The organism is Brevundimonas sp. 1080 (assembly GCF_040545985.1).
In the GTDB taxonomy this organism is placed as follows: Bacteria; Pseudomonadota; Alphaproteobacteria; order Caulobacterales; family Caulobacteraceae; genus Brevundimonas.
In genome coordinates, this window is record NZ_JBEPMW010000003.1 from 143840 (window position 1) to 165452 (window position 21613).

A 21613-nucleotide genomic window follows, 5' to 3' on the forward strand; every position below is an offset into this window, starting at 1 on the left:
ATGAAGACTTTGAGCCTGATCGTCGTCGCAGCAGCCGCAGCCCTGTCGGCCTGCGCCTCGACCACGACCCTGACCAATCCCAACTTGGATACGAACGCTTCGGAGTTCACAGGCTGGGTGCGGGTGGCGAATGGAGAATTCCAGCTTTATCAGGCGCAGCGCGATCTGCGCATGCCGCCGTCCGCCCTTCGGTGCGTCAGCGGCGCGCTGCCGTTCAATCAGCAGAACGCGGCGCAAGACCTGGGAGGCTCCAAAGTGGTCTTCACAGGCCGGGCCGTGCCCTGGAGCGAAAGTGACGGCGTTCAGACCATGCGTCATGAGGGCGCGCGGATCACCAACCAGTGCCGTGGCGACTATGTCATCAAGGCCCAGTCGGTTCGGGTGCTGCGCTAGGTATGCGGATTCTCCTGACCAACGACGACGGCATCGAGGCCGAGGGCCTGGCCTGTCTTGAGCGGATCGCGCGGACCCTGAGCGACGACGTGTGGGTGTGCGCGCCTGCGGTCGAGCAGTCGGGTAAGGGGCGCGGGATCACCCTGACCGAACCGCTGCGGGTGCTGAACTTGGGCGAGAAGCGGTTCGCGGTGACCGGCACGCCGACCGACTGCGTCGTGCTGGCGGTCAACGACCTGATGCCGGAGAAGCCCGATCTGGTGCTGTCGGGCGTCAATCGCGGGCACAATATCGGCGAAGACGTCAGCTATTCCGGGACGGTGGCGGGCGCCTTGCAGGGGATGGCGTTCGGCATCCGCTCCATCGCCCTGAGCCAGAGCCTGGAGCGGTTCCACGACGAGGTGGTCGCGCACTGGGAGACGGCAGAAGCCTTCGCGCCTGCGATCATCGGCCGGCTGCTGGACCAGAAATGGGCGAACGGGGTGGTGATGAACCTGAACTTCCCCAACCGGCCGCCCGAAGCGGTCGATCAGGTCGAGGTGACGACCCAGGGCTTCCGCAACGTCGGCGAGATGCACGCGGTGCGGCGCACGGACCTGCGCGGACGGGACTATTACTGGATGAGCTTCCGGGGTGAAAAGCAGGAGCATGCCGAGGGCACGGACCTGCGGGCCATCGAGGAGGGGCGGATCTCGGTCACACCGCTGCATATCGACCTGACGCACATGACCAGCGTGCATGACCTGAAGAAGGTGCTGGGCGGGGCGCCGCCGAAGAGCGTGGCGACCGCCGCATGAATCTGCACGACGACCGGGCCGGGCGGCTGATCCTGTCGCTGCGGCAGCAGGGGGTCACGGACCCGCGCGTGCTGAAGGCGATGGAGAGCATCGACCGCGCGGTCTTCGTGCACGAGAAGTTCCTGGATCAGGCGTGGGAGGATCAGGCCCTGCCGATCGACTGCGCCCAGACGATCAGCCAACCCTATATCGTCGGCCTGATGACCCAGGCGCTGGAAGTGCAGGCGCGTCATCGGGTTTTGGAGATCGGCACGGGCAGCGGATACCAGTGCGCGGTGCTGAGCCGGCTGGCGCGCTATGTCTATTCGGTGGAGCGGTATCGCAGTCTGCTGGTCGAGGCCGAAGCGCGACTGCGGGTGCTGAAGATCGAGAACGTCATCACCAAGCACGGCGACGGCGGCCTGGGCTGGGCCGAACAGGCGCCGTTCGACCGGATCATGGTCACAGCCGCCTCGCCGACCGAGCCGACCGAACTGCTGAAACAGCTGAAGCCGAACGGGGTGCTGGTCGCGCCTGTGGGACGCACGTCGGTGCAGATGCTGCATCGCTACGTCGGGCAGGGCGACGGGTCGTTCCACCGCGAAAGCCTGACGGAAGTGCGTTTCGTGCCCTTGGTCGAGGGGACGGCGAAGGAAGGCTAGGGGCGTGAAGGGTGACGCGTGAGTCGTGATTCCGGGTGTGCGAACGCCATTCACGATTCACGAGTCACTCCTCACGACCTCACTCGCCCCAATTCCGTGCGGTTTGCGGGGTTGGCTTATGGGGCGCGAGCGGGCACACCGGGCGGGCGAGTTTAACCACGAATGGGAGCAGCCGGTGGCGATGATTTCGGGCTGGATGAGAGCGGTTCTGGTCGCGGGGGCAGCGTTGAGCACGGCGGCCTGCATCAGCTATCCTTCTGAGCCGCGCTATTCGACGCATGCGAATCCGGCGCCGGCCTATGGTCCGGGGCAGGGCGCCTATCCGCAGCAGCCGGCCTATCCGAACGCCGGTCAGAATTCGAACCAGCCGTATCGGCCGGCCCCCTATGAATCGCCGCCCCCCGCGACCGCGCCGATCGGGCAGGTGGACGGCGGAGCCTTGCCGCCGACGGTCAACGTCGGTCCGAGCCAACCGACCTATCTGCCTCCGGCGTCGCAGCCGCCCGCCTACACGCCGTCCTATCCGTCGTCGTCGGCCCCGGTGCGTCCGGGCGCGGCCTATGTGATCCAACCGGGCGACACGATCTCGGGCGTGGGACGCAGGTTCCAGACGCCGGTGCAGACACTGATCGATCTGAACGGCCTGGGGCCACGCGGGGCGATCACGACGGGCCAGCGAATCATACTGCCTGAAGCGGCGGTGGATACCGGCCGCGATCCTTACGCGACTGGCGCCTCGCCCGTCGGCGTGCTGGTGCCCAACAACGGCGCCGTGCCGCCGCCCCCGCCGCCGCCCTCGGGCAATGCGGCCCTGCCGGTCCAGACGCGGCCTGTCGAACAGACCAACGCCGCCGGCGCCGCTGCCGGTCAGCCGAACCTGCTGTGGCCTGTGCGCGGCGACATCGTGCGGCGTTTCGGCCCGGTCGGCATGGGCGAGCGCAACAACGGCATCAACATCGGCGCCTCGGCCGGCGCGACGGTCAGCGCCTCTGCGGCCGGGCGCGTTGCCTATGTCGGCAGCGATCTGGTGGGGCAGGGGCTGACGGTGCTGATCGTGCACGCCAACGGCTGGCGCACGGTCTACGGCCATCTGGGTTCGGCGACGGTCAAGGATGGCGACGACGTTCGCGCGGGCCAGCAGATCGGCACCGTGGGTCTGACGGCCGGCGACGGACGCCCCTCGATCCACTTCGAGACCCGTCAGATGCGCGGCGACGATCCGGTCGCCGTCGATCCTTTGACAGTGTTGCCCAGGTAGCGCTTTCGCCGCGTTGCAATCTGCGAGGCGCGGCCCTAGGTTCCGCGCCTCGTTTTAATGGGGGCTCCGACGAGGGCTACCCTTCTATGTTCGGAGACGACCCATGGGCGCTGAAGGCGGCTTGACGGCGCAGTTGATCGGGTTTGCGCCCATCATCGGTATTTTCATCCTGTTCTACTTCCTGCTGATCCGTCCGCAGCAGAAGCGCGCCAAGGAACACGCGACCGCCATCGCCGCCGTCAAGCGTGGCGACACGGTCGTCCTGGGCAGCGGCATGATCGGCAAGGTCACCCGCGTCGAAGAGGCCGAGGTCAACGTCGAGATCGCGCCCAGCGTCAATGTGCGCGTGGTCAAGGCCATGATCGCCGAGGTGCGCAACCGCACCGCCATCGCCGCCAACGATTCCAAGGCCTGATACGCTCGCGTATCCGCCGATACCTGGACCGCCCTCATGATTCAGCTGTCGCGCTGGAAAGTCATTCTCGTCGTCGTCGCGGCCGTTCTCGGCTGTCTGCTGGCGTTCCCTAACCTGTTGTCGGATCAGCAACGCGAGGCGCTGCCCGGCTTCATGCCCAAGAACAAGCTGAACCTGGGGCTGGACCTTCAGGGCGGTTCGTATCTGTTGCTGGAAGTCGATGTGCCGGCGATGCGCGAAAAGCGCGTCACCAACCTGATCGAAGACGTTCGGGTCACCCTGAACGGCGCGGGCGTCGCCACCAACGGCTTCCAGCGTGAAGCGGGCGGCGTGGTCGTCACCCTGGCCAATCCGGCCCAGGGCGATGCCGCGTTCAAGGCCTTGCAACAGCTGGGTGGTCAGGTCGGACCGGGCGGCCAGGCGGAACGCACCGCGACGCGCCTGGGCGATAACCGCATCCGCTTCGCCTATACCGACGCCGCGCTGAACGGCATGGGCGCGACGGCCGTGGACCAGTCGATCGAGGTGGTGCGCCGCCGGATCGACAGCCTGGGCACGCGTGAACCCTCCATCACCCGGCAGGGCGCCGACCGGATCGTGGTCCAGGCGCCGGGCGAGAGCGATCCGAGCAAGCTGGAAGAAGTCATCGGCCAGACGGCGCAGCTGACCTTCCAGATGGTCGATGTCGAGAACTCGGTTCAGGACGCCCTGGCCGGCCGTGTGCCGCCTGATTCCGAACTGCTGCAAGGCGAGGACGGCACGCCCTATCTAGTCAAGAAGCGCGTGCTGGTGTCGGGCGAGAACCTGACCCGCGCCGGCGTCGGTTCGGACCAGAGCGGCCGCCCGGCCATCGACTTCCGCTTCGACGGCGCCGGCGCGCGGCGCTTCGGCGAAGCCACCGCCGCCAATCTGCAGAAGCCCTTCGCCATCATCCTGGACGGCAAGGTCATTTCGGCCCCGACGATCCAGAGCGCGATCACCTCGGGCTCGGGTCAGATCACAGGCAACTTCTCGATCCAAGAAGCGGCGACGCTGGTGAACCTGCTGAACGGGGGCGCCCTGCCGGCGCCGCTGAACGTCGAGGAGCGCCGCACCGTGACGGCTGAACTGGGTGCGGACGCGGTCGCCGCAGGCGCCCTGTCGACCGCCGTCGGCTTCGCCATCATCGTGCTGTTCATGATCCTGGCCTACGGTCTGCTTTTCGGTGGCGTGTCGGTGGTCGGCCTGGTGCTGAACGGCGTGCTGATCGTGGCGGCCATGTCGTTGACCCAGGCGACGCTGACCTTGCCAGGCATCGCCGGTCTGATCCTGACCTTCGCGGTCGCGGTGGACGCCAACGTGCTGATCTATGAGCGTATGCGTGACGAGGCCCGGGCGGGCCGCAGCGTCATCGCCTCTATGGACGCCGGCTTCAACAAGGCCATGGGCACCATCATCGACGCCAACCTGACCACCCTGGTCGCGGCGGGCATCATGTTCGTGTTCGGCGAAGGCCCTGTTCGCGGGTTCGCCTGGACCCTGACCATCGGTGTGTTCACCTCGGTCTTCTCGTCGGTCCTGGTCGCCCAGGTCCTGCTCGGCTACTGGCTCAAGACGGCCAAGCCCAAAAAACTGCCGATCGCGGAGTGATGGCGATGCGTGGATGGCCCCTCATCAAACTGCTGCCGCAGAAGACGAACTTCCACTTCGTCAAATATGCGCGGTTCGCCGGCGTTCTGTCGGTGATCCTGTGCGTCGCGGCGATCGTGTCTTGCTTCTATCCCGGCCTGAACATGGGCATCGACTTCCGGGGCGGCGCCTCGATGGAAGTGTCCAAGCCGGCGGGTCAGACGATCGAGCTGGATCGGGTCCGCGAGGCCGTGAATGGCCTGAACCTAGGCGACGTCCAGGTTCAGGGCATCGCGCGCCGCGACACCAATGTCGATGACGGCTCTACCGCCATTCTTCGCTTCCAGGTGCCGGAAGGCCGCGATCAGACCCAGGTGGTCAACCAGGTCGAGGGCGCCATCAGCGGCGCAGTCGGTCAGGTCAACTATTCGGGCGTCAGCGTCGTTGGCTCCAAGGTGTCGGGCGAGCTGTTCACCTCGGGCCTGTTGGCTCTGGGCGTCGCGATCGGCCTGATGTTCCTCTATATCTGGTTCCGGTTCGAACCGCAGTTCGGGTTCGGCGCCGTGGTCGGCCTGCTGCACGACGTGATCCTGACGTTCGGGCTGATCGTGCTGTTCAAGCTGGAGTTCAGCCTGAACATGGTCGCCGCCGTCCTGACCGTCATCGGCTATTCGATGAACGACACCGTCGTGGTGTTCGACCGCCTTCGCGAGAACCTGCGCAAGTACAAGACCATGCCGCTGCGCGACGTGATCGACCTGTCGCTGAACGAGACCCTGTCGCGGACCATCATCACCGGCGTGACCGCCGTCATGGTGCTGGCGGCCCTGGCCATCTTCGGCGGCGAGGCTCTGTTCGGCTTCTCCATCGCCCTGATGTTCGGCATCATCATCGGCACCTATTCGTCGATCTATGTCGGCGCGCCGATCATCCTGCTTTGGGGCGTCAAGCGCGGCGCCCTGGCCGACGACGCCAAGCCGGTGAAGCTGGGCATGGCCAGCCGGCCGTAGGTCGAGCGCCATCGTCGAAAGTTGGGCCGTCCCGGCATCGCCGGGGCGGCCCTTTTCCTTGGACGGCGTCCGTGCAAGGCTGAGCCTAGGAAAGCGCTCGTCTATACCGCCGTTGCCCTCGCCCTGACCGGCGGACTGACCGCCTGCACCGACAGCAAGCGGGCGCGCAACGACGCCACCTGGGGCGACAAGCCGGCGGACATCACGTGCTGGACCTATGGAGTGGAGAACTTCAAGGGACGCTCGACCGGCAAGGTCGAATATGACGACGGCGGCCGGATCTCGTTCGTCGACGCGTCGAACAACCGCTACACCACGATCGATGGCGATTGCCGCGTGGTTTATATGCAGCCCAGCAAATAGGGCCGGATGGCGGGCGGAGGCCTGAACCTCCGCCCTGCGTCGATCAGCGCAGCGAGGCCGTGAAGCGCTGGATGCGGGTGCAGGCTTCTTCCAGCACGGCGTCCGAGGTGGCGTAGCTGATGCGGAAATAGGGGCTCAGGCCGAAAGCCTCGCCCTGGACCACGGCGACGCCCTCGGCGTTCAGCAGTTCCGCGGCGAAGGTGGAATCGCCATCGATGGCGACACCCGTCTCGGTCGTCTTGCCGATCAGTCCGGCGATGGACGGATAGACGTAGAAGGCGCCCTCGGGCGTCGCGCATGTGATGCCAGCCGCCTGGTTGAGCATCGAGACAACTAGGTCACGGCGCTTTTCGAAAGCGGCCTTGCGCTCAGGGATGAAGTCCTGCGGGCCGTTCAGCGCCTCGACGGCCGCCCACTGGCTGATGCTGGACGGGTTGGACGTGGTCTGGCTGGCCACCTTGCGCATCAGGTCGATCAGAGGCTTGGGGCCGCCGGCGTAGCCGATGCGCCAGCCGGTCATGGCATAGGCCTTGGACACGCCGTTGACCGTCAGGGTGCGGTCGATCAGCTCCGGCGCCACCTGGGCGATGGTGGTGTATTCGAAGTCGCCATAGACGAGGTGCTCGTACATGTCGTCTGTCAGCACCCAGACGTGCGGATGGCGACGCAGGACCTCGGCCAAGGCTTCAAGCTCGGCGCGGGTGTAGGCGGCGCCGGTGGGGTTGGACGGGCTGTTCAGGATCAGCCACTTGGTGCGGGGCGTGATCGCGGCTTCCAGCACAGCGGGCAGCAACTTGAAGCCGTCCTTCTCCTCGCCGATCACGGTGACAGGCTCGCCGCCGGCCAGCAGCACCATATCAGGATAGCTGACCCAGTAGGGCGCAGGCACGATGACTTCGTCGCCGGGGTTCAGCGTCGCGACCAGGGCGTTGAAGATGACGGGCTTGCCGCCCGGCGCGACGTGGATGTTGGCGGCCGTGTAGTCGAGATCGTTCTCGCGCTTGAACTTGGCGACGATGGCCGCCTTCAGCTCGGGCATGCCGTCCGCGTCGGTGTATTTGGTCTCGCCGCGGTTGATCGCGTCGATGGCGGCCTGTTTGATGTTTTCGGGCGTATCAAAGTCCGGCTCGCCGGCGCCCAGGCCGATCACGTCGCGGCCTTCGGCTTTAAGCTTCCGGGCCTGCGCGGTGACGGCGATGGTGGCCGAGGGCTTGACGCGGGCGAGGGCGGAAGATTGCAGGCTGGACATGAACTATCCCGTGGTTTTGGAAGTTTTTGCCGGGGAGGCGGGGTTGTTTACGTGCGCAGAACGGCATGCGCAAATGATCCGACGTGTCGGAGATGAAGAATGCTGATCGCGACTTTTCTTGCCGCCTTGTTTACGAGCCAGGCCGAGCCGCCTCGGGACTGTCGTGACGACAACTGGCGTGACCGTTGCGCGGCGGAGGATCGGACTCGGGTCGAGAACCTGCTGAGCATAGCTTCGATAGAAGAGGAGGCGCGAAGCGAGTCGGAGGTCTATCGCGCTCGTTATGTTGACGGATACGGGCGCGATATGCCTGTGATCGCTTTTGTGAGACGGCCAGGACAGGATCCAACGGTTGAGGTTTCCGGCACGAACGGCCGCAAGCTGACGGCGCCCGTCGGTCCTGAAAGCTGGAACGCGATCGTCGCAGGGTCTCGCTTCGCGGATCGTGTTTTGGCGCCATTGCCGTCAGAGCCAAATGCTGCAGGTTCGCCGCCGTCCATGCCGAGCATTTGTCTGCATGCCTGGGTCGTTTCGGTCGAAATGGCCAACAGCCAGATCGCGCGCCACAAGACCGAGTCGGTTCGAAGGGCGACACGAAGCGGTTGTGACGGCGAACTGACCGTGGATTATGCCTTTGATCTGGCGAAGCGGGCAGTTGAAGCCTTGGCGCCTTGCCAACTGCTCGATGAGAAAAAGCAGCGAAACAGCGTAACCATTCTGGAGACTTGCCTCGGACTAGAAGGGGATCGCTTCGCGGCGGCCACACTCTGGAACCGGCAATCCGAGGGGCGACCGCGCTATGGGCTCGATCCCAAAGACCCCGGCGTGTGGCGCGCCTATCTGGGTACCAACGGATCGCCGACGCTGGACTGGCAGGGCGAGGTGACGACGACGGATCGGGGACGCGACAACCGCGTGGCTGAGGCGATTGTTGCGCGACTGGATCAAACACCGATGTCGTTCCGGCCGACAAAATTCCGCGGGCTCAGTCGAACACGAGCGGAGATCGAGGGCGCAGTGGAAGCGGAAGGCGGTCGTATTGCGCCCTATCGCCAGACCTGGGTCTGGGATCCCAATTTGTCGGAATGGATGTTGGAACGCTGGACCGTGGCGCCGTTCTCCGTCACGGACTGACTTCATGAGTCGGCTTTTCGATTTTCTGTCGAACATGGAGGCGCGTCGCTGGCGCGCCGTGCTGGCGACGGCCTTGCTGCTGGGCGCGATGATCGCCCTGTTCGCTGTGGGCAAGAGCCAGCTGGGGCTGGAGGCCGAGGGGCGGCTGGAAGACTGGCTGGGCGGGTTCCGTCAGGGGCCTTGGGGGCTGATAGCCGCCATCGTGGTGTTTACGGTTTCGGCCTTCTTCGGCGCGCCGCAGTTCATCCTGATCGCCGCCTGTGTCGTGGCGTTCGGGCCGTGGTTCGGCTTCCTCTACAGCTGGATCGCGACGGTCGTGTCGGCGGGCGTGACCTACTGGCTGGGACGCGGACCCACGGCGCGGCTGCTGGCGCGGCACGGCGGCAAGACGGTCGGACGGCTGACGCGGTTCGTCGGCAAGAACGCCTTCTACGCCAGCTTCATGATCCGCAACGTGCCGTCGGCGCCGTTCATCGTCGTGAACATGGCGTTCGGGGCGGCGAGGGCGTCGTTCCCGGGCTTTCTGGCGGGGTGCGCGCTGGGCGTATTGCCGAAGACCGCGCTGGTCGCCTTCTTCGGTGGATCCTTCATGACGGCGGTCAGCGGCGACGGGATCTGGACCTCGGCCATACTGGCTGGCGTGGCGCTGGCCTGGCTGGCGCTGATGCTGGTGGTGCGTGAACTGGTGAAGCGGCGCGAGATCGCGCGCGGCGACTGAGGGAATTTGCTTAGCCTGCTATTTAGATTGCGTTCACCCAGAGGTTGCATGGTGTTGCTTTGGAGGCGTCGCCATGGATGTCCGTATTCTGAAGACGCAGCACGGCCGGATCATTCGACTGGCCAGCGCCCTGGGCGGGACCTCCGCCATTATGAAAACGTCGGACGATGCGATCCGCGCCCGTGAGCTAATGCGTGCGCTGAATACGGCTCTGACCGAGCATCTGGCGATTGAGGACGGCGAACTTTATCCCGTCCTGATGCGGTCCCAAGATCATTCGGTTCGCGACCTCGCGCAGCACTATGTTGAGGACATGGGGGCGCTGAGCGGCGTTTGGGCGCACTATTTCGAAGAGTGGTCACAGGCCCGCATTCTGAGGGATCGGGAGCGTTTCGCCGCTGTAACCAAAGGGTTGATCGGCGCCTTGGCGCATCGGGTCGCCCGAGAAGAGGACACGCTGTATCCCACGATGGAGGCGGCGGACGCCCTGGCCGTCGTTCCGAAGCGCGACGGCAGGCCGACATCCTGAAGCCGGTGTCCACAGGCGTCGTGCCTCGATAGCCCTCTCCATATGACGACACTGTCATCGGGGCTTGTATTCCCGGTTTCATACGGGCAAACCCGCCGCTAGTAGGCGTGGCGAAGACGATCAGGAACTGTCCGGCGTGGGGATGTCAGGGCAGTTGGGGCGTCGCCAGGTCGACTGAGACATCTAGACGCCCTGCCAGCTAACAACGGTATCGATTCCCATGAGCTTCTCCCTTTTCGGCGCGATCTCCAACGACATCGCGATGGACCTGGGCACCGCCAACACCCTGATCTACATGAAGGGCAAGGGCATCGTCCTGAACGAGCCGTCGGTCGTGGCGCTGAGAAACGTCGGGGGGCGCAAGGTCGTCCACGCCGTGGGGATTGAAGCCAAGCAGATGCTGGGCCGCACGCCGGGCCACATGGAGGCGATCCGCCCCATGCGCGACGGCGTCATCGCCGACTTCGAAGTCGCCGAAGAGATGATCAAGCACTTCATCCGCAAGGTGCATAACCGCAAGGGCTTCGTGAACCCCAAGATCATCGTCTGCGTGCCCTCGGGCGCCACGGCGGTCGAGCGTCGCGCGATCAACGACAGCTGCCTGAACGCGTCGGCGCGCCGCGTGGGCCTGATCGACGAGCCCATGGCCGCAGCGATCGGCGCCGGCCTGCCCATCCACGAGCCGACCGGCTCGATGGTCGTCGACATCGGCGGCGGTACGACCGAAGTCGCCGTCTTGTCGCTGTCGGGCATCGTCTATTCGCGTTCGGTCCGCGTCGGCGGCGACAAGATGGACGACAGCATCATCAGCTACATGCGCCGCAACCATAACCTGCTGATCGGCGAAACGACCGCCGAACGCATCAAGAAAGACATCGGCACCGCCCGCATCCCGGCCGACGGCGAAGGCCTGTCGATAGAGGTCAAGGGTCGCGACCTGATGCAAGGCGTGCCGCGCGAAGTGCGCATTTCGGAGCGTCAGGCGGCGGAAGCCCTGGCCGAGCCGGTCACCCAGATCATCGAGGCCGTGAAGGTCGCGCTGGAAGCCACGCCGCCGGAACTGGCCGCCGACATCGCCGACAAGGGCATCATGCTGACGGGCGGCGGCGCCCTGTTGCGCGGTCTGGACGTCGAGATCCGCGATCACACCGGCCTGCCGGTTTCCGTCGCCGACGATCCGCTGTCCTGCGTGGCCATCGGCTGCGGCCGCGTGCTGGAGCACCCGCGCTGGATGAAGGGCGTGCTCGACTCCGCGCTCTGATCCGTCCGTTGCGGCCAGGTGAAAGCTTGGCTGCAAATCCTTGTGTCGCCTGCGTGATCACGGTTCCATTCCGGCCTTGATTTTGCGATAGGCAGGCTCAGCGGCAGGGGGCGTCCTGCCGATTCCAACCCTTTGAGTGGAAGGTCGCCCGTGGCGTTTCGCGACGGCCCTTTTGAAAACATCAAGGTGCCGCTGGCGTGGACCGCTGCGGTCGTCGTCGTCGTGGCTGTCATCGGCGCGATCGTCCTGTTGCTGGGCGACCGGACGACGTCCGAGGGCGGCTCGACCATGGGCGCGGCGCGTGGCGGATTCGAAGCGGCGGCCGGGCCTGTCGGCGGGGTCTTCGCCGCGCCGGTGCGTTGGGCTGGGGCCGCGCGCGACTATGTCGGCGGCTATTTCTTCGCCATCGGCGAGAACCGCCGCCTGAAGGCCGAGATCGCGGAACTGCGCGGCTGGCGCGACGAAGCGATCGCACAAAAGAACATCAACGGCCGCTACGAGGCTCTGTTGGGTCTGCGCACCGAGCCGCCGGTGCCCATGGCCACGGGGCGGGCGATTTCGGAGTCGCGCGGTCCCTTCTCCAACGCCAAGCTGATCGATGTCGGTTCGGCCAAGGGCGTGCGAATCGGCAACCCGGTCGTGACAGAACATGGACTGGTCGGGCGGATAACCGGCGTGACGGGCAGCGTCAGCCGCGTCGTGCTGCTGACGGATGTGGCGTCGCGCACCCCTGTGATGATCGAGCGCACCGATGCGCGCGCCATGCTGACCGGCGACGGCGGCGACAGCCCGCGTCTGGAGTTCATTCGCGGATCCGGTTCCATCAAGGCGGGCGACCGTATTCTGAGTTCGGGCGACGGTGGCGGTCTGCCGCGTGGTCTGCCGATCGGGGTCGCCGCCAAGGGCGTGGACGGCGCCTGGCGGGTCAAGCTGTTCAGCGATCACGGCGCGATCGACTATGTCCGCGTGCTGTTGTTCCAGAGCTTTGGACAGCTGGTCAGCCCGAACGCCTTGAACGCGCCGCCGCTCGCAGGCCTGACGACGGCGCCGGAGCCGAGCGCGGCCGAGGTCGGAGCGATCCGTGACGCCGCCGCCCGTCGCGCGGCGGCGCAACAGGCCCAGGCCGAACGGGCGCGTGCTGCGACCGCGACGGCGGCGCCAACGCCTGCGCCCGTCGCTGCGCCGACGGCGGCCCGTCCGGCCGTGACGTCTGCGAGGCCTGCGGCTTCGACCCCGTCGCCTGCACCGACTGCGCCCAGCCCTGCGCCGACGCCCGCTCCGGGAGGCGCGGCGTGAGACGGCCCGTTGCGGTTCGCGTTGTCGGACCTCTTCAGTGGATCGCCTATCCGGCCCTGCTCGTCCTCGCCGCGACGGTCGTCCTGGGCACACCGCTCCAGCTGTTCGGTCTGCATCTGCCCGAGCCGGTCATTCCGATGATCCTGGCCTTCGCCTGGCCCTTGATCCGGCCGTCGATGCTGGCGCCGGCGGTCTTGTTTCTAATCGGCCTGTTCCTTGATCTGTTCTGGAATACGCCGCTGGGGCTGTGGGCGCTGTGTCTGATGGGCGTCTATGGGACGGTGCTGCTGTCACGCAATCTGCTGGCGGGGCATGAGGGAATGATCCGCTTTGGAGCTTATGCCGCCTGTACGCTGGGCGCCTTCTTTCTGGCCTATCTGGTGGTGACCATGCGGGCGACGAACGCGCCGGCGATCCTGCCGCTGGTCGGACAGGTCGTGCCGACGCTGCTGCTGTTTCCGATCGCCAACTGGATGCTTGAGCGATTCGACGACGGAGATATTCGGTTCCGATGAGCGGCGAGCCCTCCATCTTCTTTGCCGATGTGAATGAGCGTCAGGGGTCCTTCCTGCGGCGCACCTTCGTGCTGGGCGGTGCGACGGCGCTGGGGATCACCGCGCTGATCGGACGGCTGGGCCAACTGCAGGTCGTGCAGGCTCAGGAATATGCGACCCTGTCGTCGCAGAACCAGTTCAACTTTCGCATGGTCCCGCCGCCGCGCGGCCTGATCAAGGACCGCAATGGCGTCGTCATCGCCGGCAACCGACCCAGCTTCCGGGTGCTGGTGGTGCGTGACGAGACCAAGGATCTGGACCAGACGCTGGACCTGTTGGGACGGTTGTTGCCCGACACGCTGGAGCGTCGTCGCGCCATCATCCGCGATGTCAATGCGGCGTCCAAGTTCAACCCTGTGCCGGTCAAGAGCGACCTGACCTGGGAGGAGTTCGCCAAAGTCAATCAGTACGCCAACGAACTGCCCGGCGTGATGGTCGATATGAACGAGGCGCGGTACTATCCGTTCGGCGGATCGTTCGCCCACGTCATCGGCTATGTGGCCAAGGTGTCGGATCGGGACGTCAAGGCCATCCGGGACAAGGGCGAGCAGCCGCCGGCCCTGCTGTTCAACCCCAGCTTCCGCATCGGCCGCCAGGGCGTCGAAAAGGCGCTGGATACGCCGCTGCGCGGCGAGCCGGGCGGCAACCGGGTCGAGGTGGATGCGCGCGGTCGCGTGGTGGCCGAGGATATCGGCGGCTCGCGGCCGGCCGTGCCGGGCAAGGAAGTCGTCCTGACGCTGGACGCAGACGTCCAGAACCGGGCGCTGGAGGTTTTCGGCGACGAGTCGGGCGCCTGCGTGGTTATGGACGTGCGCAACGGCGACATTCTGTGCATGGTCTCGGCGCCGTCGTTCGATCCGAACCTGTTCGTCGGCGGGGTGCCCACCAAGACCTATCGCGCGCTGGCCGACTATGAGCGCAAGCCGTTGCTGGACAAGACGCTGAACGGCACCTTCCCGCCGGGATCGACCTTCAAGCCGACGACGGCCCTGGCCCTGCTGGAAGCGGGCGTCGATCCCAACATCAGCGTCTTCTGCAGCGGCGCCTATCGCACCGGCAACCGGGTGCAGCGATGCTGGGGCCGGCATGGCACCCAGAATATGCACGACGCGATCAAGAACTCTTGCGACGTCTATTTCTACGCCATGTGCAATCGCGCGGGCGTGGACAATATCCGCAAGGCCGGGCTGGCGCTGGGCTTCGAGCACGAGTTCGACATCGGTGTCGGCAACCAGCGCAAGGGCCTGTTGCCGTCCACGGAGTGGAAGGCGCGGACCTTCCCGCGCGATCCGGTCTGGCATCCGGGGGAGACGACCTCTGTCGCGATCGGGCAGGGGGCGATCACGGTGAACGCCCTGCAGTTGGCGGTGATGACCTCGCGCTTGGCGAACGGGAAGAAGCAGCTTCAGCCGCGCCTGATCAAGTCCATCGGCGGCGTTGAACAGCCCAGCGGGGCCGAGGCGCCGGATCTGCCGTTTGATCCGGCCCATGTCGAATATGTGCGCCAGGGCATGATCGCCGTGGCCAACGATCGATCCGGCACCGCCTATCGCCAGAGCCAGTTGGGCCTGGGCGACATCCAGATGGCCGGCAAGACCGGCACGGCCCAGGTCCGGAACTACGGCTCCGGCTCGCGCAAGAGCAATATCTGGGCGCTGAAGGACCATAACCTGTTCGTCGCCTTCGCGCCGGTGGATGCGCCGCGATACGCGGTCGCTGTCATCGTCGAACACGGGGGCAAGGGCGGGGCGACCGCCGGCGCGCCGCGCGCGCGCGAGGTGATGCGCACCGTGCTGCTCAAGGATCCGGACATGCGCGCCCGCATCGAACGGCCGCTGCCGCCCGAACCGACCGGCGACGCGATCGTCGAGGACGGGGTGGTCGGCGCCGCGCCCGAGCCCGATGTGGTGGCCCCGCCGCAACCGAGCCGCCCTACGCCGTCTGCGACCAGCGGTCCGCGTCCCTATCTGTCGGAACCCGGCCGTTGACCGCCTCGGCCCTGTCACGTCCCGGCGAGCGCGAACGCGTCTCGACCAAGCTGGGCCAGATCGACTGGCGGCTGACGGCTTTGCTGTGCGTGGTGTCCGGCACCGGCGCCCTGATGCTGTATTCGGTGGCGGGCGGATCCTGGTCGCCGTGGGCGATGAAGCACCTGATCCGGTTCGGCATGTGTCTGGCGCTGATGCTGATGCTGTCGCTTATCAGCATCCGATATTGGTTCGCCCTGGCCTATCCCATCTACGGGATGGCGCTGTTCATGTTGGCGCTGGTGGAGACGCCGCTGGGCTATACAGCGCTGGGGGCCACGCGATGGCTGGACCTGGGCTTCACCCGCATCCAGCCGTCCGAGATCATGAAGATCGGCGTCGTGCTGGCCTTGGCGCGCTGGTATCACGGCGCCTCGGCCAAGGAGGCGAGCTTCCATTGGAAGCTGATCTTCCCGGTCGGGATCATCGGCCTGCCGTTCCTGCTGGTCGCGCACCAGCCGGACCTGGGGTCGGCCATGCTGATCGGTTTGACGGGGGCGGCGATCATGTTCGTCGCCGGGCTGAGCTGGCGGATCATCCTGCCGCTGATCATCGCCGCCGCCGTGCTGGTGCCGCCCTATGTGATGTTCGGCATGCATGACTATCAGCGTCACAGGGTGCTGACCTTCCTGAACCCCGAGGCCGACATGTCGGACAAGGGCTATCAGATCGTGCAGTCCAAGATCGCCATGGGGTCGGGCGGGCCGCTGGGACGCGGGTTCGGCCTGGGCAGCCAGAGCCAGCTGGAGTTCCTGCCCGAACGCCAGACCGACTTCATCTTCGCCGCCTTCGCCGAGGAGTTCGGCTTTGTGGGCACCTTCACGCTTCTGGCCTCCTATGCCGCCATCATTCTGATCTCCCTGAGGATCGCCTCGCTGTCGCACAGTCACTTCGGGCGATTGGCGGCGTCGGGCGTGACGGCGACATTCGCGCTCTATGTGCTGATCAACGGGGCGATGGTGATGGGTCTGGCGCCGGTCGTTGGCGTGCCGATGCCGCTCTTGTCCTATGGCGGCACGGTGATGCTGACCGTCATGATCGGCTTTGGCCTGGTGATGGCGACGCGGGTTCACCGATACGCCGAACTGCCCAAAGGCCACGGCCTGATTTGACGCTACGTCAGCTAAGTGATCGGCATTCAGGTTTCGCTTTCTAAGGCGGGGATTTCCTGGATAAGGTCAGTCCCAACGATGTCTCGCATCGGTTTCGGCCGGTCAGCGACGCACGCTATGGGAGACGAGGAATGACCGATCTGGAGCAATTCCGCGCCGAGACGCGCGCCTGGCTGGAGGCGAACTGCCCGGCCGAGTGTCGCGGTCCGATGGCCGACGACGAGATGATCTGGGGCGGGCGAAACCCCACCTTCAAGACCCCGGCGCACAAGCTGTGGCTGGAGCGGATGGGCGCGCGGGGCTGGACGGCGCCGGAATGGCCCCAGGAATACGGCGGGGGCGGCCTCAGCCGCGAGGAGGCCAAGGTGCTGGCCTCCGAACTGCGCCGCATCAAGGCCCAACCGGCCCTGGCCAGTTTCGGCGTCTGGATGCTGGGCCCGGCGCTGCTGGCCTTTGGGACCGAAGAGCAGAAAAAGCGCTTCCTGCCAGAGATCGTGCGCGGCGAGATTCGCTGGTGCCAGGGCTATTCCGAGCCGGGCGCGGGGTCGGATCTGGCGTCCATCCAGACGCGGGCCGAGGATCGTGGCGACCACTGGATCGTCAACGGCCAGAAGATCTGGACCTCCTACGCCGACAAGGCCGACTGGATCTTCTGCCTGGTGCGCACGGACCCCGAGGCGCCCAAACATCTGGGCATCAGCTTCGTGCTGTTCGACATGAAGACGCCGGGCGTGACGACGCGGCCGATCACCCTGATTTCAGGCAAGTCGCCTTTCTGCGAGACCTTCTTCGACGATGTCAGGGTGGAAAAGGAAAACCTGGTCGGGACGCTGAACCGGGGCTGGGACGTGGCCAAATACCTGCTGGCGCACGAGCGGACCATGATCGGCGCGATGGGCGAGGTCGGCGGCGGGCGGCCGGTGGGGCAAGTGGCGATGGACGCCATCGGCGCCGACGCGGCCGGACGACTGGACGAGCCGATGCTGCGCGCCCGGATCGCGGACCTGGAGATCGACGCCGCCGCCTTCCGCCTGGCGATGGAGAGGGTGGGCGATCAGGTGAAGGCCAAACAGGCGCATCCAGCCATCGCCTCCATGCTGAAATACTATGGCTCCGAGCTGAACAAGCGACGGCATGAGCTGCTGATGGCGGCGGGCGGGGCCGATGCGCTGGAATGGGAGGGCGAGCGGTCGCAGGACGGCAAGGCGGCGCGCGACTGGCTGCGGACCAAGGCCAACTCCATCGAGGGCGGCACCAGCGAGGTTCAGCTGAACATCATCGCCAAACACCTGCTGCAACTGCCGGGAGCGTGAGACGATGCCGCTGATCCTGACCGAAGAACAGACGATGTTGCAGGACGCCGCCGACGGCTTCCTGAACGAACGGGCGCCGATCGCCCATCTGAGGAAGCTGCGGGACGACCGGGACGCCGACGGGGTGTCGCGCGCCCTGTGGCGGGCCTTTGGCGAGATGGGTTTCGCCGGCGTCATCATCCCCGAGGCGCTGGGCGGCATGGGGCTGGGCGCGGTCGAGGCCGGCGTGATCGCCGAAAGCCTGGGCCGCACCCTGACGCCGTCGCCGTATCTAGAATCATCAATCCTGTCGGCCAAGGTGCTGATCGACGGCGGATCACAGGCGCAGCAATCGTGGCTGCCCAGGATCGCGGGGGGCGAGGCGATCCTGTCGCTGGCGGTGGATGAGGGCGCAAAACACGCGCCGTCGCGGCTCACGACGCGGGCCGAGCGGGCAGGCAACGGCTTCAAGCTGAACGGGGCCAAGACCTTTGTGCTGGATGGCCATGTGGCCGACGCCCTGATCGTCGTCGCGACGGCTGAAGAGGGCGTGACGCTGTTCCTGGTTGATCCGGCGACGGCGGGCGTCGCGGTCGAGCGCACGGTGATGGTGGACGCGCACAATGCGGCGCGGATCACGCTGACGGATGTGGCGGTCGACGCCGATGCTGTGATCGGCGCGGTCGGGGGCGGGGAGACGCTGCTGGACGGCGCGCTGAACCTGGGGCGGGCCTGCGCGGCCTCCAGCCTGACGGGCGCGGGCGATCAGGCGTTCAAGACGACGATGGATTATCTGCGGACCCGCAAACAGTTCGGCAAGCTGATCGGCGAGTTCCAGGCGCTGCAACACAGGGCCGCGCATCTGTTCTCGGAACTGGAGCTGGCGCGTGCGGCGACGATCGGCGCCCAGATCGCGATCGACGAGGGGCGCGAGGACGCGCCGCTGGCGGCGTCCATCGCCAAGGCCAAGGCGGGGCGGGTCGCCGAACTGGCGGTGCAGGAGGCGGTTCAGATGCACGGCGGCGTCGGCATGACCGATGAATTCGACGTCGGCCTGTTCATGAAGCGAGTGCGGGTGCTGAACGAACTGCTGGGCGACGCCGGTTTCCACGCCGAACGGGTGGCGCGGGCGCAAGGGTTCTAGGGTCGGGATTCTAGACCGCCTTTTCGCTCCACAAATCCAGATCCGCTTCGCGCCCGATCAGGGCCAGGCCGGCGGCGATGGATTCAAACTCGCCGCCTGTCTCAATCCGATCGGCGCCGAAGCGGTTCTGGAAAAGCGCCCGCACGGCCGGCACGAAGGAGGTGCCTCCGGTCAGGAAGACGCGGTCGATGGCGTCCGGCGCCAGGCCGCTGCGGGCCATCGCCTGATCCACCGCCCCTTCGATGGCGGTAAGTTCCGGCGCGATCCAGCGTTCGAAATCGGCGCGGGCGACCGGCTTTTCGATATGGACGCCCCCGGCCTGGAACAGGAAGGTCGCCTGGTCGTCAGCTGATAAGGCCATCTTCAGCGTGGAGACGGCGCGGTACAGGTCATGGCCGTGGTTGTCGTCCAGCACCTCGATCAGGCGCTCGACCTTCTCCGGCTCCAGTGCGGTGCGGGCCAGGGCGCGGATGTCGCGCATGTCGCGCGAGGCGCGTAGCAGGGCCAGCTGATCCCAGCGGGCGAAGGCGGAATAATACCGCTGGGGAATCGGCAGTTGCTTGCCGACCGAACTGTAGAGACCGCCCTTGCCGAGTTCGGGCGAGACCAGTTGGTCGATGATCCGGTAGTCGAAGGCGTCGCCCGCCACGCCCACCCCCGAGCGGGCCAGCGGCGTCGACCGCAGGCCGTCGGGCGTATGTTCGAACCGGATGATGGAGAAGTCGCTGGTGCCGCCGCCGAAGTCGGCGACCAGGACCGTGGCGTCCGCCTTCAGCTGGCGCGCGAAATAGAAGGCGGCGCCGACCGGCTCGTGCGCATAGCGGATGTCGGTGAAGCCCAGCCGCTCGAACGCCGTCTGATAGCGCGACAGGGCCAGGGTCTCGTCCGGATTGCCGCCCGCAAAGGTGACGGGACGGCCGACGATGACGGCGGGCGGCGCAGCAGCCAGTGCGTCGCCGGCGTGGTAGCGAAGGCGCAGCAGGAAGGCGGCCAGCAGATCCTCGAAGGCGTAGCGTTTGTTGTCGATCCGGGTTTCGGTGAAGGCGGCGCTGGCGGCGAAGGTCTTGAACGACTGGATGAAGCGGGTCTCCAGCGGATCCTCGACATAGGCGGCGATGGCCCAGGGCCCGGCCTCGACCACGCGCTCGGGCGGCTGGCCGTCGACGCCGGGATGGGTCTGGAAACTGAGCGCCGAGCGGAAGGTGGTCGTCTGGCCCTCGACCGCGTCGAAGGTCACGAGATGGGCGAGGCCGTCCGCATCGGTCAGGGCCACGACCGTATTGGTCGTGCCGAAATCGATCCCGATCGTCATCGGTTTCGTCGCCGTCATGGCAGGGCTCCAGGCAGGGGAGCCGGGTTCCTAACGGCAGACGAGGCAATAGCAAGGGCTAATGCGAGGCTAGAGCAGCAGCTTGCATGCCGGACCAAGGACTCCTGGGGCGTCGTTGTTGACTCGCATTTCTCGCGTAGGTCGCGCATCTTCGCGTCTGGGAGGCGCTTTATGAAACGCAAATACATCATCGCCGGCGCCGTCGTGGTCGCCGTCGGCTTCTTGGCGCTTTACGCCGCTTCACCCGTCTTGGCATTCCAAGGCCTTCGCTCGGCGGCAGAAAAGGGTGATCGCGATAAGCTGGAGAGGCTGGTGGATTTCCCGTCCGTTCGGGACAGCCTGAAGAGCCAGCTTACCGTAGCCATGAACAAGCGTATGTCGGCTGATCCGGAAATGCAGAGCAATCCTTTCGCCGGGATCGCCTTGATGATGATCCCCGCGATGGTGAATACCGCGATCGACGCCTACGTCACCCCAGATGGTATGGCGAACATCGTGAAGGGACAGAAGCCAAAGGCCGCTACGGACCCCGCACCGCCTCCGCCGCCCGCTGAAAAGCCAAAGATGAGCTATGGCTACACGGACCTCGATACGTTCAAGGTCACGATCGACTCCGCCGATAGTGACCCCATGGATCTGGTCATGCGCCGGCAGGGCTTCTTCACCTGGCAGATGAAGCGCATCGACCTTCCGGCCGATCTTTTGGACGGCGACCCGAAGTGAGCGATAGCCTCATAGAAACTTAGAGCCCCAATGGCATCGCAGCAGACGCTAGAATTCCTCGAGTTTCTAGACATTACAGACGTTCATGCTCTGGCGGCCTACGCGAAACGGGTCGTTATTCGTAGCGACGACCTTTCAGGTCTAATCTTGGCAAGCGATGTTGGGGCTATCCCGATTGGCCATATCGCAGTCCATCGGCACTACCACCCGCCGCATCTTGAGCTTACCCCGGAAAATCTCAGAGCGCTGTCGACTAACGGTGTGGGGCCACTGTCAAAAGACGCGAAGACTACGGTGAAAAAGGTGATGGCGACGTTCAAGGAACGTAGGCTGTTCAACGGGCACTTCTTCTGGCTCAGGGAATACACCCACGAATGGCACCTGATCTATTTCGATCAGCGCGATACGTCAGGCGAGCATTGGGTGGCGGGCCCCCATATCCACCTCATCAACTACGTGACACACCCTCGGCTGAGCGGCGAAGCCTTGCTGAGCGCACTCTATGAAGGGGTCAAACCGCCGCGCCTAAAGCGCAGCCTGCACCTAAGATACGATAGAGAAGGCCGATCATACGCCAGAAATCGCAATAGTGGGCCGATTGATGGGTAGCCCCGACTTGGGGATATTTCCTAAGCTAATCAATAGGGAATGGCGGAAGCGGTGGGATTCGAACCCACGGACGGCTCTCACCGTCGCTGGTTTTCAAGACCAGTGCCTTAAACCACTCGGCCACACTTCCTTGCCGCCGGAGCGGAGGCG

The 21613-nt window shown here is 65.8% G+C and carries 22 protein-coding genes and 1 tRNA gene; 20 read left to right on the forward strand and 3 right to left on the reverse strand.

Translation table 11 applies throughout. From position 1 onward, the window contains the following. The 8 genes from ABIC32_RS11165 (at nt 1) to ABIC32_RS11200 (ending at nt 6485) form a co-directional block, all read left to right on the forward strand. A complete protein-coding gene (locus ABIC32_RS11165; protein WP_199060474.1) occupies nt 1-393 on the forward strand; it encodes a hypothetical protein in 393 nt (130 codons plus the stop codon). Between the two features lie 2 nt (nt 394-395). After that, nucleotides 396-1190, forward strand: a complete 795-nt coding sequence (surE, locus tag ABIC32_RS11170; RefSeq protein WP_354074210.1) for a 5'/3'-nucleotidase SurE — start codon at nt 396-398, stop codon at nt 1188-1190. Beyond that, on the forward strand, nt 1187-1831 hold the full coding sequence (locus ABIC32_RS11175) for a protein-L-isoaspartate(D-aspartate) O-methyltransferase (RefSeq protein WP_045810751.1): 645 nt from the start codon (nt 1187-1189) through the stop codon (nt 1829-1831). The genes surE and ABIC32_RS11175 overlap by 4 nt, the downstream gene beginning before the upstream one ends. Before the next feature lie 181 nt (nt 1832-2012). After that, nucleotides 2013-3089, forward strand: a complete 1077-nt coding sequence (locus ABIC32_RS11180) for a peptidoglycan DD-metalloendopeptidase family protein (RefSeq protein ID WP_354074581.1) — start codon at nt 2013-2015, stop codon at nt 3087-3089. Between the two features lie 103 nt (nt 3090-3192). Continuing rightward, a complete protein-coding gene (gene yajC, locus ABIC32_RS11185; protein WP_017504795.1) occupies nt 3193-3504 on the forward strand; it encodes a preprotein translocase subunit YajC in 312 nt (103 codons plus the stop codon). 36 nt (nt 3505-3540) lie between these two features. Further along, nucleotides 3541-5133 carry a protein translocase subunit SecD gene (gene secD, locus ABIC32_RS11190; RefSeq protein WP_055804957.1) on the forward strand — a complete coding sequence of 531 codons (1593 nt, stop codon included), beginning with the start codon at nt 3541-3543 and terminating at the stop codon, nt 5131-5133. Then, the gene (secF, locus tag ABIC32_RS11195; protein WP_039243629.1) at nt 5133-6122 is read left to right on the forward strand and encodes a protein translocase subunit SecF; all 990 of its coding nucleotides are present in this window, start codon (nt 5133-5135) and stop codon (nt 6120-6122) included. The genes secD and secF overlap by 1 nt, the downstream gene beginning before the upstream one ends. Before the next feature lie 21 nt (nt 6123-6143). Next, nucleotides 6144-6485, forward strand: a complete 342-nt coding sequence (locus tag ABIC32_RS11200; protein WP_354074211.1) for a hypothetical protein — start codon at nt 6144-6146, stop codon at nt 6483-6485. Nucleotides 6486-6528: 43 nt separating this feature from the next. Here the strand turns inward: ABIC32_RS11200 and ABIC32_RS11205 are convergent, their stop codons facing one another. Continuing rightward, a complete protein-coding gene (locus ABIC32_RS11205; protein ID WP_354074212.1) occupies nt 6529-7734 on the reverse strand; it encodes a pyridoxal phosphate-dependent aminotransferase in 1206 nt (401 codons plus the stop codon). Nucleotides 7735-7833: 99 nt separating this feature from the next. On the opposite strand from ABIC32_RS11205, the gene ABIC32_RS11210 reads away from it, so the two are divergent. The 10 genes from ABIC32_RS11210 to ABIC32_RS11255 all read left to right on the forward strand — a co-directional run bounded on the left by ABIC32_RS11210 (nt 7834) and on the right by ABIC32_RS11255 (nt 18801). Beyond that, nucleotides 7834-8868, forward strand: coding sequence for a hypothetical protein (locus ABIC32_RS11210; RefSeq protein ID WP_354074213.1), 1035 nt, complete (start codon nt 7834-7836; stop codon nt 8866-8868). A 4-nt stretch (nt 8869-8872) separates the two neighbouring features. Further along, nucleotides 8873-9586: a TVP38/TMEM64 family protein gene (locus ABIC32_RS11215; RefSeq protein WP_354074214.1), complete on the forward strand. Its 714-nt coding sequence runs from the start codon at nt 8873-8875 to the stop codon at nt 9584-9586. A 73-nt stretch (nt 9587-9659) separates the two neighbouring features. Further along, nucleotides 9660-10115, forward strand: a complete 456-nt coding sequence (locus tag ABIC32_RS11220) for a hemerythrin domain-containing protein (RefSeq protein WP_354074215.1) — start codon at nt 9660-9662, stop codon at nt 10113-10115. A gap of 220 nt (nt 10116-10335) precedes the next feature. Further along, nucleotides 10336-11376, forward strand: a complete 1041-nt coding sequence (locus ABIC32_RS11225) for a rod shape-determining protein (protein WP_017504801.1) — start codon at nt 10336-10338, stop codon at nt 11374-11376. Nucleotides 11377-11526: 150 nt separating this feature from the next. Continuing rightward, complete coding sequence (gene mreC, locus ABIC32_RS11230; RefSeq protein ID WP_354074216.1) at nt 11527-12672, forward strand: rod shape-determining protein MreC; 1146 nt, start codon at nt 11527-11529, stop codon at nt 12670-12672. Next, entirely contained in the window at nt 12669-13187 is a 519-nt protein-coding gene (locus ABIC32_RS11235) for a hypothetical protein (RefSeq protein WP_295205111.1), read from the forward strand. The genes mreC and ABIC32_RS11235 overlap by 4 nt, the downstream gene beginning before the upstream one ends. Next, the gene (gene mrdA / locus ABIC32_RS11240) at nt 13184-15214 is read left to right on the forward strand and encodes a penicillin-binding protein 2 (protein ID WP_354074217.1); all 2031 of its coding nucleotides are present in this window, start codon (nt 13184-13186) and stop codon (nt 15212-15214) included. Before ABIC32_RS11235 ends, mrdA begins: the two co-directional genes overlap by 4 nt. Next, the gene (gene rodA / locus ABIC32_RS11245; protein ID WP_066551392.1) at nt 15211-16365 is read left to right on the forward strand and encodes a rod shape-determining protein RodA; all 1155 of its coding nucleotides are present in this window, start codon (nt 15211-15213) and stop codon (nt 16363-16365) included. Before mrdA ends, rodA begins: the two co-directional genes overlap by 4 nt. A 131-nt stretch (nt 16366-16496) precedes the next feature. Next, on the forward strand, nt 16497-17678 hold the full coding sequence (locus tag ABIC32_RS11250) for an acyl-CoA dehydrogenase family protein (RefSeq protein WP_354074218.1): 1182 nt from the start codon (nt 16497-16499) through the stop codon (nt 17676-17678). A 4-nt stretch (nt 17679-17682) separates the two neighbouring features. Then, nucleotides 17683-18801 carry an acyl-CoA dehydrogenase family protein gene (locus ABIC32_RS11255; RefSeq protein ID WP_354074219.1) on the forward strand — a complete coding sequence of 373 codons (1119 nt, stop codon included), beginning with the start codon at nt 17683-17685 and terminating at the stop codon, nt 18799-18801. Nucleotides 18802-18811: 10 nt separating this feature from the next. Here ABIC32_RS11255 and ABIC32_RS11260 read toward each other — a convergent pair whose 3' ends face one another. Further along, a complete protein-coding gene (locus ABIC32_RS11260; protein ID WP_354074220.1) occupies nt 18812-20131 on the reverse strand; it encodes an Hsp70 family protein in 1320 nt (439 codons plus the stop codon). Nucleotides 20132-20302: 171 nt separating this feature from the next. On the opposite strand from ABIC32_RS11260, the gene ABIC32_RS11265 reads away from it, so the two are divergent. After that, nucleotides 20303-20854 carry a DUF2939 domain-containing protein gene (locus tag ABIC32_RS11265; protein ID WP_354074221.1) on the forward strand — a complete coding sequence of 184 codons (552 nt, stop codon included), beginning with the start codon at nt 20303-20305 and terminating at the stop codon, nt 20852-20854. Between the two features lie 30 nt (nt 20855-20884). Then, nucleotides 20885-21463 (forward strand): hypothetical protein, encoded by a 579-nt coding sequence (locus tag ABIC32_RS11270; RefSeq protein ID WP_354074222.1) that lies wholly within the window; start codon nt 20885-20887, stop codon nt 21461-21463. A gap of 40 nt (nt 21464-21503) precedes the next feature. On the opposite strand, the gene ABIC32_RS11275 is transcribed toward ABIC32_RS11270, so the two are convergent. Further along, nucleotides 21504-21593: transfer RNA gene (locus tag ABIC32_RS11275), tRNA-Ser, on the reverse strand. Nucleotides 21594-21613 lie beyond the last annotated feature (20 nt).